This is a genomic window from Scytonema millei VB511283 (assembly GCF_000817735.3).
Classification (GTDB): Bacteria; Cyanobacteriota; Cyanobacteriia; order Cyanobacteriales; family Chroococcidiopsidaceae; genus Chroococcidiopsis; species Chroococcidiopsis millei_B.
In genome coordinates, this window is the sequence record NZ_JTJC03000005.1 from 1 (window position 1) to 15,830 (window position 15,830).

A 15,830-nucleotide genomic window follows, 5' to 3' on the forward strand; every position below is an offset into this window, starting at 1 on the left:
ACAATTTTATTTGTCAGTCATAGCATGAGTACGGTAGAATCTCTCTGCAATCGAGGTGTTTTACTTGAATCTGGTATTGTCAGTTTAAATGCTAGTTCTGAAGAAGTTGTTAGAGCTTACCTCGAAAAAGCTTACGGTACAGCTAAAGAACTTGCCTTAAGTCAAAGAAGAGATCGCAGTGGTTCGGGAAGAATAAGAGTTTCTAGTTTCAAGCTTTTAAACGAACAAGGCGAAGAAGAACCAGCATTACAATCGGGAAAAAACTATGATTTTGCAATTGGCTATTCAAATAATACGGGAGAGCGTTTAAATAATGTTGTTGTTTGTGTAGATTTGATTGACGAGCGCGGAGTCAGAGTCATTTTATTAAAAAGTACTTTTACCAATCATAACCTCACGCTGAATGCCGACCGAGGGTATATTTTATGTCGCGTCAAGAACTTTCCTTTAGTTCAAGGTATGTATCGAGTAACGTTACATCTAGCTCATGCTGACCGAGAAGTACTCGACCACATAGAAGACGCTGCGAATGTTAGCGTTGATGGAGGCGATTTCTTTGGTACGGGTAATCCTGGTATTCCTAACCTCTGCAAGTTTTTAGTTAATGCTGATTGGTCTACAACTGCGGCTAATTCCAACTCTTACACGCAATCGATTTAATTCTATCTTTTGACTTTTGGCTTCTTTCTTTGACTTACTTAGGTATCAACTATGGCTGTAGAATCGGTAACGGAAGATTTGTACTCGCTCGAACACTTATCCCATAGATTTCAAGTTACGCCAGAGCGAATCGCTCAAATTGCTACAGGAAGAAATTTAAAGCAACATCAAATTAGCGGTCAATTGTATTTACAAAAAAATGAAGTTCAGCAGTTAATTGAGGAGTTATTTCTAGATATTAACGATAAAAGTCGCGGTTACGAAATACCAGAGTACTTACAAAATAGTCCTGATGCATGGGCAAAAACTGTAGTTAAAATGTATCGGGAAAAATTTACTTATCCTGCTTCTGTTTCGCCATCGCAAGGTGAGTTTTTAAAATCTCTCACTTGCAATATTGCGCCAAGAAATGTGGTAGAAATTGGTTGTTTTACGGGAATTTCTACAATTTGGCTAGCTGCTGGTTTAGAGCAAGCCGGAGGCGTGGGAAATATTAATTCAATCGATCTATTTGAGGATATCATACCCGCTCCCCCCTATCATCGTGCCTACTTACCTAATCCACTAGAATACGCTCAAAATTCTATAGAAAATGCCCAACTAGCGCATCGAGTTAAGTTTCATAAATCGAACTCTGTAGCCGTAGGAGAAAGAATTCACGAAATTCTGAGCGAACCTATAGATTTTATCTATATTGACGGAGATCATACTAAAGAAGGGTGCGAACAAGATTTCTTGCTTTTTTATCCTCACGTATCAGTTGGTGGATATATCGTATTGCATGATATTTATCCAGAATATTGCAACTGGGATGGACCTCGATATGTTATTGATAAATATATTAAAACCTCTCCTCATTTCGAGTTAATGGAAGTCAAAACTAGTCCCTTTAATTTCGGAATGGCGGTGATTCGTAAAGTGAGTCAAGATAGAAGTTTGGAGTTGCGTACCAAGCTCAAAAATACAGCCTTGTGGCAAGGAATTAAAGATAAGCCATTGGGTAAATTTATTAAGAAAAATATCTTTTAAGGTTTGTATTCTTCGTTCCTTTATACCCTCTACAAACTTAGAAAAGATATTTTGCATGAATCAAAAGAAAAAAATCTATCTAAGAGGTGCATACAATTTATATAACTTTGGAGACGATCTGTTACTAATATCAAGTATAGAATTTTTTAGCAAACATCTGAAACTAACCAGAGAAAATTTAGAATTATATGGCTCGAAAAACTTTGAATCACTATCACAACTCAAATTTAACAGCGATTTAGAGTTAAAACACTCAGTAGAATGGTCGGATATAATTTATCGAATTAACTTAAAACTAGAAAATTTAAAGATACCAATTAAATTTCCCTTAGTCGTACACCAACTTCTCGGACATGTTTTAAGAGGAGAGTGGTTAGAACAATCGCGCTTTTTAAGTTTCTGTCAATTAGTGGCGATCGCAATTATTATTTTTACCGACATTATTTTATATAAATTATTTCAAAAAGCTCTGTTTACCAAAGAATATATTAATTTTTTAAAGCAACTAAATGTCATTCACTACATGGGTGGAGGCTACCTTAACGAACGGTGGCTAGAAGTTATTATTTACGAATACATAACTATTAGCTTAGCACGCAGTTTTAATCCAAGTTTAAAAGTTATTGGCACGGGATTGGGTTTAGGACCTTTTAAAAGTAAAACAAGTCTCGTGATCTTTAAGCTTTTTGCTAAAAAATTCAATTATTTATTTGTGAGAGAAGCAACATCTTTATCGATAGTTAAAAATTTAAAAATTGACGTAAATACTAAAGTTTTAGGCGACGATGTTATTTTGCTTTTGCCTACACTGAATCAGCTAAAATTCGAGCCAGGCAAGTACAGGCGCAGTTCAAATTCCATTACAGCTATTAATCTAAAATCTTTTCCAGACTATAACTACGCTTTAATTAAGGCAGGACTAGAAAACTATCTCAAACAGTTGCTAGACAATCGAAGTTCTCGATCGGAATATTTTTGTTTTGGGAGAGAACCTGGTCCAGGCGATCGCAATTTGCTCGAAATCTTCGAGCGCTATTATCGAGATAGTTTAGTGATCCGCGATCCTTATGAAGAGGGATGGCACAGTTTTTTAAGTCACTTGGCTACTGCTCGTGTAGGAATTGGTTGTGCTTACCACTTTAATATAATTCTAGCTCTGTCTAATATCCCGACTGTGGGAATTTATTCTGGAAGTTATTACAAACAAAAAATCGTAGGAGTTATGCAACTCTTGAGCCAATATACACTCGTATTATCACTCGATGAGTTGGGATTGGAAAAAGATTTAGCCGAGGTTGTAAATGTAGCGATTAATGCTCATACATCAGGAGAAAGGAAATCAGAGCAGATGTATGCAGCAATGAAGCGAGAATATATAAATGCTTATAAAAGTATTTTAATAAGTTAAGTTGGGCGATCGAGTGCTAGAGTACGCTATTGCGAGAAAAAATTTAACACAAATCTCACTTGTAGTATAATTGTAGTTTGTTGCGGACTAGTAACAAACCCATGATTCACGAATTCACCTACGGCAAGCTGACAGATGAGACAGAGAAGCGGCAACTGGGGCAGATTCTCGAACAATGCTTTATCGGCTCTCCCAGCGATACTGAGTCATATATTAACGGTATTGGGGTAGAAAATATTCGCGTTATCCGGCAAGCCAAAGAAGTTGTAGGAGGTTTGGGGCTGCTGCCGATGGGACAGTGGTATGGTGGTGTCTGCGTGCCGATGACAGGAATTGCAGCTGTGGGGATCGCGCCAGAATATCGGGGTTCGGGGGCGGCGATCGCCTTGATGCAAAATGTAGTACGGGAACTGCATTCGAGTGGAATACCGCTCTCGGTACTTTATCCAGCTACGCAACATTTATACAGAAAAGCTGGTTACGAACAAGGTGGAAGTCATTGCGGCTGGGAAATTCCGACTCAGAGTATTCAGGTAAAAGAGCAGCCGCTACCTGCTATACGTGTGGAACTAGATAATTTTGAATGGCAAAAGCTATATCAGCAGCAGGCAAAGTTAAACAACGGTAATCTCGAACGTCACCAGTCGATTTGGCAAAGGCTTATTGATTCAGATAAAGAAGAAACCGTTTATGCTTATTTACTAGGTTCATTAGATCGACCCCAAGGCTACATTATTTTTCGTCAACGTAGAGGAGAAAATAAGTCCTATTTGGTGGTGAAAGATTGGGCTATTCTTACCACAGCAGCAGCAAAAAGTTTTTGGGCTTTTCTTGCCAAACACCGTTCGCAAATCGATCAGGTGCAATGGCGGAGTTCAGTAGTTGAATCTTTGAGTTTATTGCTACCAGAGCAAAGTCTCAAACCTGAGTTTGTTCAGCGTTGGCTACTACGAATTGTGAGTGTAGAAAAGGCTTTATCTGCACGGGGTTATCCTTCTGGTATCGAATCAGAACTGCATTTAGAAGTGCATGACGATTTGTTAGAAGCAAATCGGGGCAAGTTTATTCTGTCTGTAGCAAACGGACGGGGTGAGGTGACAAGAGGTGGTAGAGGTGAGATGAAGTTAGATGTGCGCGGTTTAGCACCGTTGTATACAAACTTATTCACTCCCCAACAACTACAGCAATCGGGATATCTCCAGGCTACTGAGATAGCGATCGCCACTGCAACCGCTCTATTTGCTAATTCATCGCCTTGGATGCCTGATTTCTTCTAGTGAAAGTCCTGTTTTAGCAAGATCGAAAAAAATCGCAAGCCTATCGAAACAATTCTCATAGTAAGGCTTGCTGGATTTTTATAAGCTTTTCTCTAGCGGACAAAATAAAAGTCAGTTATCAGTTGACAGTTATCAGTTATCAGTGACCAGTTAATTCTGACTTGCGACTTGCGACTAGTAACCAGTAACCAGTTATCAGTGACCTGTTAACCGTCAACCGTCAACCGTTAACCGTCAACTACCAATTACCACGCACCACTCCATCAATCCCTGTTTGCATCCCAAATATCTTTTAGCTCTCCGTATGATCCCTGATTCCCACTGCTATATAACCGAAGGCGGTATTCGCGTTTCTTACTCTACCACTGAGATTCCAGTCGATTCTGCGATCGCAGAGGTGTTATTGCAACTCAATTCTCAGCGGGGAGGGGTATTGACGAGTAGCTATGAGTATCCTGGGCGTTACAAGCGATGGGCGATTGGCTTTGTCAATCCACCCTTGGAACTTGCTACCCGTGAGAATGCTTTTACTCTGACGGCGCATAACGATCGCGGTGCGGTTTTATTGCCATATTTGGCGGCGCGTTTATCTGAAGACGCACAATTAGAAACAGTTCAGCTAGAAAACAGTTGTATTGTTGGCACGGTTAAATTAGCTGAAAGATTATATTCTGAGGAAGAACGCAGCAGACAACCATCTGTCTTCACCGTAATTCGTCAGTTGTTACATACTTTTCACAGTAGCGAAGACGATCGCTTAGGCTTGTATGGTGCTTTCGGCTACGACTTAGTATTTCAGTTTGAGTCGATGCCGAAGTTGCATTCTCGTCCCACCGACCAACGAGACTTAGTATTATATTTGCCGGACGAACTGGTCGTTGTCGATCGCTATCAACAAAGTGCGTTTCGCTATCAGTACGAGTTTGAGATAGACAACAGCAGCACCAGAGGTTTACCGCGTACAGGTGAATCTATGGATTATCAGGGTCAACATTTAACTCCAACTCAAGATTGCGATCGCGCCCCTGGTGAATATGCTCAACTAGTACGAGAAGCACTAGGCTACTTTCAAAGAGGCGATCTATTTGAAGTTGTTCCCAGCCAAACTTTTTTTGCTGCTTGCGAAGCGTCTCCCTCGCAATTATTTCAAACATTACAGCAAGTCAATCCCAGTCCCTACGGGTTTATTTTTAACTTAGGTCACGAATATTTAATTGGTTCGTCTCCAGAAATGTTCGTGCGGGTGGAAGGTAAGCATATTGAAACCTGCCCGATTAGCGGCACAATCGAGCGCGGACAGGATGCGATCGAAGATGCGGAACAAATTCGTCAGTTGCTCAACTCCCGCAAAGATGAAGCCGAACTAACGATGTGTACTGATGTCGATCGCAACGATAAATCGCGGATTTGCGAACCCGGATCGGTACAAGTGATCGGTCGCCGCCAGATCGAATTGTACAGTCACCTGATTCATACAGTCGATCACGTAGAAGGACAACTGCGACCGGAGTTCGATGCTTTAGATGCCTTTTTAACACACACTTGGGCAGTAACGGTGACAGGCGCACCCAAACGCGCTGCAATGCAGTTTATCGAGCGGCACGAACCGAGTTCTCGGCGTTGGTATGGCGGTGCAGTTGGCTGGTTAAACTTCAACGGTAACTTAAATACAGGGCTGATTTTACGCACGATTAGATTGCAAGATGCGATCGCCGAAGTCAGAGTTGGCGCTACCGTCTTGTATGACTCAATTCCAGAGGCAGAAGCGCAAGAAACTATTACGAAAGCTGCTGCCATGTTTGAAACCATCAACCGCGCTCATCAGATCGGCGACGATTTGTCAAGTAAAACAAAAAAATTAACAAGCGATCGCCCTCAACAGCGTCCATACGTGCTGCTGATTGACTACGAAGACTCCTTCGTTCACACCCTCGCGAACTACATTCGCCAAACTGGGGCGATCGTCAAAACGCTACGCCACGGCTTTAGCGAAACAGTTTTCGACACCGAGCGTCCAGATTTGGTAGTGTTTTCGCCGGGTCCTGGCAGACCGAGTGATTTTCGCGTTCCAGAAACAGTTTTAGCCTGTGTCAAGCGGCAACTTCCGATCTTTGGTGTTTGTCTAGGACTGCAAGGAATTGTCGAAGCTTTTGGCGGAGAACTAGGAGTCTTGAATTACCCTCAACACGGCAAAGTTTCTCGCGTGTTTGTTACGGATTCAGAGTCTCATTTGTTCGAGGACTTACCAACATCATTTGAAGTGGGTAGATACCATTCATTATTTGCGCTACCAAAACTTTTACCTTCAGATTTAAAAGTTACAGCAATTTCTCATGACGACGTAATTATGGGCATCGAACATAGAGAAATGCCAATTGCCGCAGTTCAATTTCACCCCGAATCAATCATGACCCTAACCGGAGACATTGGTTTAAAAATTGTCACAAATATTGTTGGCAATTATGCAAAACTGCAAGCATCAAAATCTGTTGTTAGGTAATTGGTAATTGGTAATTACAAGTAGTTAGTAACTAATTTTGACTTTTGTACGGGCGGGTTTACCAAAAAACTATGACTTCGACAAAGATTGCGGGTGAACCCGCCCCTACGATTTTTGACTTTTGACTTTTGACTTACCTCTCACACCCGAATTTTCAATGGCTACTATTGAAATCAATCATCAGGTTGCATCTAACAGTAAATCGCGTCATATTTTGACTGAAATTGTGTGGCATAAACAGCAAGAAGTCGCGCAAATGCAGGCAGATATGCCATTAGCTGAGTTACAAAAACAGGTCAGCGATACACCGTGGGCAGAAGACTTTTTGATGGCGATCGAGCAAAGCGATCGCCAACCAAGTTTGATTGCCGAAGTCAAAAAAGCATCGCCAAGTAAAGGAGTTATCTGTGCTGACTTCGACCCGGTAAAAATTGCCCAAGCATACCAACAAAGCGGCGCAACCTGTATTTCAGTTTTGACCGATCGCAAATTCTTTCAAGGCAGTTTTGACAATCTGCGGAAAATTCGGCAAAGCATGGCACTACCGCTCTTATGCAAAGAGTTCGTTATCGATCCGTATCAAATTTATTTGGCGCGGGCTGCTGGAGCAGATGCAGTATTGCTAATTGCAGCCATTTTATCAGATAGCAGTTTGCAAAACTTTTTAAAAATAGCTCATGAATTGGGCATGACTGCTCTAGTTGAAGTACACACACTTGGCGAACTCGATCGCGTGCTAGCACTATCCGATGTGCGCCTGATTGGAATTAACAATCGCAATCTAGAAAACTTTCACGTCGATTTGGAAACAACACGGCTACTGATGGCACAGCGTCGGCAACAAATTAGCGATTTGGGCATTACCGTTGTCAGCGAGTCTGGTTTACATACATCTGAAGATTTATCCCTGGTTGCCAACGCTGGCGTTCGTGCAGTCTTAGTCGGAGAGTCGCTCGTTAAACAACCCGATATCGAACAAGCTGTACGGAAACTGTTGAAAACAGGGAGCAGGGAGTAGGGAGCAGGGAGCAGAGATGAGTAAATTTTCTCTCCCTTGTCTCCTTGTCCCCTTGTCCCCTTGTCCCCTTGTCCCCTAATTCTTTCCCTAGCCCCTCTTATGATCTCCGATCGCTTCCAATCTTTACGCAGCCGCCAAGAGTGCGCTTTGATTCCTTTTATTACAGCTGGCGATCCTTACTTAGAAACGACGGCTGAAGCTTTATATATTCTCGATCGCCACGGCGCAGATTTCATCGAGTTGGGCGTTCCCTATGCCGATCCACTGGCTGATGGACCCGTCATTCAAGCAGCGGCGACCCGTGCGTTGCAAAGAGGTACGCGCTTAGAGCAGGTGCTAGAAATGGTAGCAACTGTCAGCCCTAACCTCAAAGCACCGTTGATTTTATTTACCTACTACAACCCGATTTTAAACCGAGGCGTTCGTGCCTTTTGCCAACAAATTGCCAGCGCTGGGGTGCGGGGGTTAGTCGTGCCAGATTTACCTCTAGAAGAAGCGACAGAGTTAATTCAAGCTGCGGCTGATTCTGGCATTGAGACCACCTTACTCGTAGCACCTACCAGCTCTCCCGAAAGGATAGCCGCGATCGCTCGTCAATCGCAAGGTTTTATCTACCTGGTCAGCGTTACGGGTGTAACGGGGGTGCGATCGCACCTACAAGAACGGGTCAAAACTTTGCTAACAGATATGCGCCGCATTACCGATAAACCGATTGGTGTTGGTTTTGGGATTTCTGGAGCCGAACAAGCGCGTCAGGTCAAAGATTGGGGCGCAGATGCGGCGATCGTCGGTAGTGCATTTGTCAAACATTTAGCAGCCGCAAACTCAACTGAAGGATTGCAGGCGATCGCTCAATTGTGTCGAGAACTAAAAGCGGCAGTTACAACTACTTCGCTCATGGTTAACAGTTAACAGTTGACAGTTAACCGTCAACCGTCAACTGTTTTCACGGAGCGTAGCGAGCGCGTTTACCGTCAACCTATTACCAATAAAAACCGTGGTTAGCATCAGAGAAACTCATAATCTTTCAGCACAAGTACAACCCGATTCCCTGGGTCGGTTTGGGCGTTTCGGTGGTAAGTACGTGCCGGAAACATTAATGCCTGCATTAACCGAGCTAGAAGCAGCCTACGCGCAATATCGGGTCGATCCCAGCTTTCAGGCTGAGTTGCAACAACTACTGCATGATTATGTTGGCAGACCTACCCCTTTGTATTTTGCCGAGCGTCTGACTCAACACTACCAGCGACCCGATGGCACGGGAGCGCAGATTTATTTAAAGCGGGAAGACTTAAACCATACAGGCGCTCACAAAATTAACAATGCTCTCGCTCAAGTTTTATTAGCAAAACGGATGGGCAAGCAAAGAATTATTGCCGAGACGGGAGCGGGTCAGCATGGAGTTGCAACTGCTACTGTTTGCGCTCGCTTTGGCTTGCAGTGCATCGTCTACATGGGCATCCACGATATGGAACGGCAAGCCCTGAACGTATTTCGGATGCGGCTGATGGGGACGGAGGTGCGCCCAGTAGAGGCAGGTACGGGAACTTTAAAAGATGCAACTTCGGAGGCAATTCGAGATTGGGTCACAAACGTAGAATCAACTCATTATATTTTGGGTTCTGTCGCTGGTCCTCATCCCTATCCGATGATGGTACGAGACTTTCATGCCGTTATTGGTACAGAAACTCGCGCCCAATGTCAGCAAAAATGGGGCGGGTTGCCAGATATTCTCTTAGCCTGCGTCGGGGGAGGTTCTAACGCAATTGGAATGTTTTACGAATTTGTCAACGAACCAACAGTCCGGTTAATTGGAGTTGAAGCAGCAGGGGAAGGAGTCAGCACGGCAAAACACGCAGCAACTCTCACGCAAGGACGAATTGGCGTGTTGCATGGTGCAATGAGCTACTTACTTCAAGACGAAGACGGTCAAGTTGTAGAAGCACATTCAATTAGTGCTGGACTAGACTATCCAGGAGTGGGTCCCGAACACAGCTATTTAAAGGATATCGGACGCGGCGAATATTACAGCGTCACGGACGCACAAGCATTAGATGCATTCAAGAATTTGGCTCAATTAGAAGGGATTATTCCAGCTTTAGAAACTGCCCACGCGATCGCTTATTTAGATATTCTCTGTCCGCAATTAAGTGGCAGTCCGCGTATTGTCATCAACTGCTCTGGACGTGGCGATAAGGACGTACAAACTGTCGTGAAGTTAGGGACAGTTATCAGTGACGAGTGACCAGTTATTAGGGAGCAGGGAGCAGGGAGTAGGGAGCAGTTATCAATTACCAATTTAGTAGGAAAATTCACATGATCGTAGTATTAAAAAATGGTACGCCAGAAATGGAAATTACTCACCTCAGCGACGAGTTGAGTAGTTGGGGTTTGAAAGTAGAAAAAAGTGTTGGCAAACACAAAATTGTCCTCGGTTTAGTTGGGAACACAGTTGAATTAGATCCGTTTCGAGTCCAAGAACTCAGCCCTTGGATCGAACAAGTCGTGCGGGTCGAACAACCATTCAAGCGCGTCAGCCGCGAGTTTCGCCACGGCGAACCCAGTGAAGTCGTTGTATCAACTCCAAATGGTTTCGTCCCTTTTGGAGAACACCACCCGCTCGTAACGATCGCAGGTCCTTGCTCGGTAGAAAACGAAGAGATGATCGTGTATACCGCACAAAGAGTCAAGGCAGCGGGCGCAAAGTTCCTGCGCGGTGGTGCTTACAAACCTCGTACATCCCCTTATGCATTTCAAGGTCATGGCGAGAGTGCTTTAAATTTACTTATTGCAGCCCGCGATGCAACGGGTTTAGGAATTATCACTGAAGTCATGGACACTGCCGATCTAGACAAAGTTGCAGCCGTGGCTGATATCGTACAGGTTGGGGCGAGAAATATGCAGAATTTTCCCCTCCTCAAGAAGGTAGGAGCGCAAGATAAACCAGTCTTCCTCAAGCGGGGAATGTCAGCCACGATTGAAGAGTGGCTGATGGCAGCCGAATATATTATGGCAGCAGGCAACCCGAATGTAATTCTCTGCGAACGGGGTATTCGCGGTTTCGATCGCCAGTACGCACGCAATACACTCGATTTATCAGTTATTCCCGTGTTGCGATCGCTCACCCATCTACCAATCGCGATCGATCCCAGCCACGGTACGGGTAAAGCCGAGTACGTCCCCTCAATGGCAATGGCAGCGATCGCAGCAGGTACTGACTCACTCATGATCGAAGTCCATCCCAATCCCGCCAAAGCTTTATCCGATGGACCTCAATCACTCACTCCCGAACGGTTCGATTCCTTGATGCAAGAACTCGCCGTTGTCGGTAAAGCCATGAATCGCTGGACGCAAAAATCAGTTAACAATTATCAGTTACCAGTGGTCAGTGGAAAGTGAGTAGTCGTAGGGGCGGGTTTAGCAAAAAAATTACGGTTCCAGCAATCAATCTTCGCTCAAAACCCGCCCGTACAGAATGTGCATTGTCAATTGTAAATCGATCCCCTAGCCCCTCATATGATGCAAATACCGCGATCGCGAGAACAAGCACGTCAGGTGATGGAATATCTCTTGTCGGGTGAAGCTGAATTAAATGAAATTATCAGCTTTTTACAAACTCGACCAGTAGCGGATGCTCAAACTCAAGAACTACTGGGATATCGCGATGTCCTTTGGGATAGAAGGCGACGGGCGAACTTTGGGCATGTCGATATTGATATTGTTGGTACTGGCGGGGTACGCCGACCGCGCTATAACGTTTCTACCACGGCAGCATTTATTGTCGCTGCTTTGGGGATTCGAGTTGCTAAGCATGGTAATCGAGGCTCGGTTAAACCTAATGGTTCCTGCGATCTGCTGGAAGTTTTGGGAATTTCTTTAACAACGATGACAGCGCGTGCTGTTGAAAGTTTGGCAACCACTGGGTTGAGTTTTCTATTTGCGCGGGATTGGCATCCAGCTTTTAAGGCGATCGCAGCTGCTAGAGCTGAAGTCGGTTATCCTACTGTGTTTAATCTATTAGGACCATTACTCAATCCCAGCCAACCCAAACATCAACTTGTCGGTTGTGGCGATCCAGCAGTAGCGCAAATTATTGCGGAAACTTTGATGGAGTTGGGGATAGAGGCTTTAGTTGTTACCGGTTCAGATGGACTAGATGAAATCACCTTAGCAGGTGCTTCTCAAGTTATAGAAGTACGGGGCGATCGCATCAGTGTAAAACAAATCGTACCTGAAGAGTTCGGTATGGAAACTGTCCCAGAATTGGAGTTAGCTGGAGGCAATGCTACAGATAACGCCGCAGAATTTCTCGCTATTCTTAGTGGACAGGGACGAAAATCGCTAGTCGATCTTGTAACCTTAAATGCAGCCTTTGCACTGTGCCTAGTAGATAAAAATTACGATGTAGAATCAGCAATTCGTACTATCAGAAATGTATTGATTGATAGTACTGCCAAGACATTTTTTCTCCAGTTTCGCGAGTTCGTCATGGCTAAGCAATTAGCTATTTAGTGGCTGGCGGCTAGGATTTCGATTCAATTCTAGTTACTAGCCACTGATAACTGATAACTGATAACTGAAAAGAGGTAAGTTTTCATGGCTCAATCTAATAGTGAAGATTTTTGGTTTAGTCCGCTTTTCCGCATAGCTGGTTATGTTTTATTGGCTTTGTCGCTTTTAGATATTATTAGTGTTTTTATTCCTCCAGGTTTTACCAATCCTGCATGGGAATTTCAAATGGCAAGCCATCTAGTTGAGCGATCGCCTGTGCCATTAATTGGATTAGTTTTTCTCTTGATTGGCGAGAAAAACTTTAAAATCTTCAAGTTTTTGTCTAGAGCGGCTTTGGTAGCTGGCATATTGTTTCTATTGCTACTACCTCTAATTGTCAGTTCTGCTTGGCGAATACACGAAGGAGGCGATCGCCAAATTGCCCAACAATCAGCACAGCTTCAAAGTATCAAGCAACAACTCAGTCAAGCTCAAACAGATAGAGAAATTACAGATACATTGTCTCGGTTTAATCTACGAATTAATGCACCGAAAGCTCAAAATCCTCAGCAATTAAAAAGTCAAATTCTTGCTGGAATTGTTAATTCTGAGAAGAAATTCCAAGCACAAGCAGCACAAAATACAGCCAATAGTCTTAACTTGACAAAAAATGTCATAAAAACTGGCTTGGGAACCTTAATTGCTGGAGCTTTTTTCCTAATGGTTTGGCGCGGTACTGCCAATACAGTCAAAGGTAGTCAAAAAAGCAAGCAAAAACTTAGTAATAATCTGCCACTTGTAAACGAATAACATAGTATGCTTGACAACAGCAGTGCTGCTAGTGATGACACTGGTAATAACAGCGATACTTTGCTAGGTTCGCCTTTCGACCGCTTCAGTGAATCTCTCGAACTAGACGGTTCGAGTGACATTTTTGGTAGTAGCGATTCGTTCGATCGCAATGCCAATGATGAAGATATTTCTCCTATGAGTAACGATTTACTCTATGGTGGCAATCCTTTTGCTGGTGACAATTTTTGGAATATCTTTGCTGACGAGAACAATCCGAATAGTGGCAATTTTCCCGATCCGATTGGCAGCGAGTGGAATTTCAGTGGTGCAGCTACTCCGAGTCAAATCTTAACTATTAGTAATGACGCGATCGTAGTTCCTCATAGCGATGAGTACAATAATTTATTGCTAAATGCATCTCAAGCTCAAGCCAGTCTCAACACAAATTCAGATTCGGTAATTTGGCTATAACCATATTAGAGACGTTGCAAGACGTAATTTGAAATAACCAATAAGCTGCATCATGACTTGCGGTTTATTGGTTTTAGATCGATTAGAAAAAAATAAATAACAAATTACTCGAAAGATTCGTCACTGACAATCATGTCTTACGAAGTATAGACTATTTTAGGATCGAATACAGTATTAATTAATACTGCAATTATACTCGTATTTCAATTACCAACTCTTAGCAAATCAGTTCTGATAGCAAAAGAAGTATTTTTTGCAAAGACAACGCGCGAAAAGTCAGCAATTAATACTAGTTAATTTCTGGACATATAGAATATTTTTGCCATTTAGAACTCTGTACTAGTAATTAGGAGAAGTAGTTTCATGTCCACCTCTGAGTCTAACTCTTTTGAACCAGAGAATGATGGTTCCTCTGGCGACGCAAACGATTTACTACTACAATCACCTTTTGGTCGCTTAAGTGAAGTCTTAGATGTTGAGGATCTTGCCAATATTTTTAGTGGTGTTGGTGATGCTGCTGATAGCAGTAACGCAGAGAATCCATTTGCTGGTGATAACCCCAATTCAGAAAGCGATTTAGCTTACGGTGGCAATCCTTTTGCTGGTGATAACTTTTGGAATATCTTCGCTGGTGGTGTTAATCCAGGTGCAGGGGATAATCCATTTACTAGTGCTGAAAGTCCTCTAGTTAGCGAAGACAATACTACTAGTAGCGATAATCTCGTCCCTACTCAAAACGATCTTTCCTCTACCGATTTAAATAACCTACTGCAACAGTCGCCATTTGGTCCTTTAAGTGAAGTTCTAGGCGATGAAGGTCTTACAACCATCTTTAGCGGTATTGGTACTCCTCCTGAAGGCAGTACCGATTCCTCTACTGACAGCAACAATCCACCTACAGGTAGCGGAGATAGCAACCCGCTTGCTGGAGGTAGCAATCCTTTTATCAATACTGATAGCCTGAGTACCAGTGGTAGTAGCACGTACCATGACAATAACAACACTATTACTGGTAGCGGTAATTGGATATTTGCTAATGGAGACTGGCAGCAATTAATCGATCCTAATTCCTCTAGTGAGGGTAACTCGCCTTTTGGTAACGACCCCACCCTTCAGGGTGCGATCGCATACTTCAAAGGTAACGGCTCAACCCCTGATGATACATCGTCTTCTAGCGATAGTCATAGCAACCTTGCCTTTAACAATCTACCCATACCTATTAATAATAGTGACTGGCTGAAGAGTCTTACCGATTTAGCCGATCCTGAAAGTGCGGCTAGTGCTACTAATAATAGAACTATTGGCAATGGCAACTGGCATTATGGTAGTGGTAATGAAGTTGTTGGTAACGGTAACTGGCTTTTTGCTAGTTATAACGATCTGCTTGGTAACGGCAACTGGTATTACGCTGACGATAACGCAACTGTTGGCAATGGTAACTGGTACTTTGGCGGGGAGAATGCAACCATTGGTAACGGTAATTGGCTTTTTGCTGATGTCAACGAAACTATTGGTAACGGTAACTGGTACTTTGATGATGCTAATAAAACCGTTGGAAATGGCAACTGGCATTTCGGTAGCGACAATGCAACGATTGGCAATGGCAACTGGTATTTCGGCAGCGGTAATGCAACGATTGGCAATGGCAACAGGTTCAGTGGTAACGATAACTTAGTTATTGGTAATCCTTTAGCGAATGGCTTCAAGGATATTGGTGACAGGAAGCTAGTCATTGGTAACAGCGATTGGACGTTTGTTACCGATCGCAATGCTATTAGCGATGAGGTTGACAGCTTGCTAACGAGTAGTTTGGGAAATTTCTATAGTAGCGATGCCGATAATAACCAAATTAGTCAAGGTATTGACTCGCTGATCGATCGAGTCGGTAAAGACTTTTTGAGTTTACTCGGTAGTGGTTGGACTGCCGATCCATCAACAACGACTCCAAGTATTGACATGAATGAAAGCATTTTTAGCGATCGCCCAGCTAATACCGAACTAGATATTAGCATTAACTCTTTAGCCGAACAAATCAAACAAGATTTACTCACGTCGCTTGGTAGCGGTTCCCCTTCTGGGCAAACAGAATTGACTCAAACCACAGAAGGCAACCTCTTCAATAGCGAGAATTTTCTCGCCTCTTTTAACTCCGATCTCACAACTACTAACTAAAAATCGGTTTTC

13 protein-coding genes are annotated in these 15,830 nt (G+C 43.3%); all 13 read left to right on the forward strand.

Features of this window, described 5'->3' with window-relative positions:
* Positions 1 to 660: Wzt carbohydrate-binding domain-containing protein (locus tag QH73_RS17500; protein ID WP_201278208.1), on the forward strand; the 660-nt coding region annotated here is incomplete at its 5' end.
* A gap of 51 nt (positions 661 to 711) precedes the next feature.
* Positions 712 to 1,689: an O-methyltransferase gene (locus QH73_RS17505; protein WP_039716112.1), complete on the forward strand. Its 978-nt coding sequence runs from the start codon at positions 712 to 714 to the stop codon at positions 1,687 to 1,689.
* 55 nt (positions 1,690 to 1,744) lie between these two features.
* Entirely contained in the window at positions 1,745 to 3,097 is a 1,353-nt protein-coding gene (locus QH73_RS17510; RefSeq protein WP_039716111.1) for a polysaccharide pyruvyl transferase family protein, read from the forward strand.
* Between the two features lie 101 nt (positions 3,098 to 3,198).
* A complete protein-coding gene (locus QH73_RS17515) occupies positions 3,199 to 4,374 on the forward strand; it encodes a GNAT family N-acetyltransferase (RefSeq protein WP_039716110.1) in 1,176 nt (391 codons plus the stop codon).
* Positions 4,375 to 4,678: 304 nt separating this feature from the next.
* On the forward strand, positions 4,679 to 6,874 hold the full coding sequence (locus QH73_RS17520; RefSeq protein WP_039716109.1) for an anthranilate synthase: 2,196 nt from the start codon (positions 4,679 to 4,681) through the stop codon (positions 6,872 to 6,874).
* Positions 6,875 to 7,031: 157 nt separating this feature from the next.
* Positions 7,032 to 7,892, forward strand: a complete 861-nt coding sequence (trpC, locus tag QH73_RS17525; RefSeq protein WP_039716108.1) for an indole-3-glycerol phosphate synthase TrpC — start codon at positions 7,032 to 7,034, stop codon at positions 7,890 to 7,892.
* Positions 7,893 to 7,991: 99 nt separating this feature from the next.
* Entirely contained in the window at positions 7,992 to 8,804 is an 813-nt protein-coding gene (gene trpA, locus QH73_RS17530) for a tryptophan synthase subunit alpha (protein ID WP_039716107.1), read from the forward strand.
* An 85-nt stretch (positions 8,805 to 8,889) separates the two neighbouring features.
* The gene (gene trpB / locus QH73_RS17535; protein WP_052290115.1) at positions 8,890 to 10,137 is read left to right on the forward strand and encodes a tryptophan synthase subunit beta; all 1,248 of its coding nucleotides are present in this window, start codon (positions 8,890 to 8,892) and stop codon (positions 10,135 to 10,137) included.
* A gap of 71 nt (positions 10,138 to 10,208) precedes the next feature.
* Complete coding sequence (gene aroF / locus QH73_RS17540) at positions 10,209 to 11,291, forward strand: 3-deoxy-7-phosphoheptulonate synthase (RefSeq protein WP_039716106.1); 1,083 nt, start codon at positions 10,209 to 10,211, stop codon at positions 11,289 to 11,291.
* Positions 11,292 to 11,408: 117 nt separating this feature from the next.
* Entirely contained in the window at positions 11,409 to 12,404 is a 996-nt protein-coding gene (gene trpD, locus QH73_RS17545) for an anthranilate phosphoribosyltransferase (protein WP_052290114.1), read from the forward strand.
* Between the two features lie 84 nt (positions 12,405 to 12,488).
* Positions 12,489 to 13,193 carry an HpsJ-like protein, cyanoexosortase A-associated gene (gene hpsJ-A, locus QH73_RS17550; RefSeq protein WP_052290113.1) on the forward strand — a complete coding sequence of 235 codons (705 nt, stop codon included), beginning with the start codon at positions 12,489 to 12,491 and terminating at the stop codon, positions 13,191 to 13,193.
* Between the two features lie 6 nt (positions 13,194 to 13,199).
* Entirely contained in the window at positions 13,200 to 13,646 is a 447-nt protein-coding gene (locus QH73_RS17555; RefSeq protein WP_039716105.1) for a hypothetical protein, read from the forward strand.
* 363 nt (positions 13,647 to 14,009) lie between these two features.
* Positions 14,010 to 15,818 (forward strand): hypothetical protein, encoded by a 1,809-nt coding sequence (locus QH73_RS17560; protein WP_052290112.1) that lies wholly within the window; start codon positions 14,010 to 14,012, stop codon positions 15,816 to 15,818.
* Positions 15,819 to 15,830: the final 12 nt, after the last annotated feature.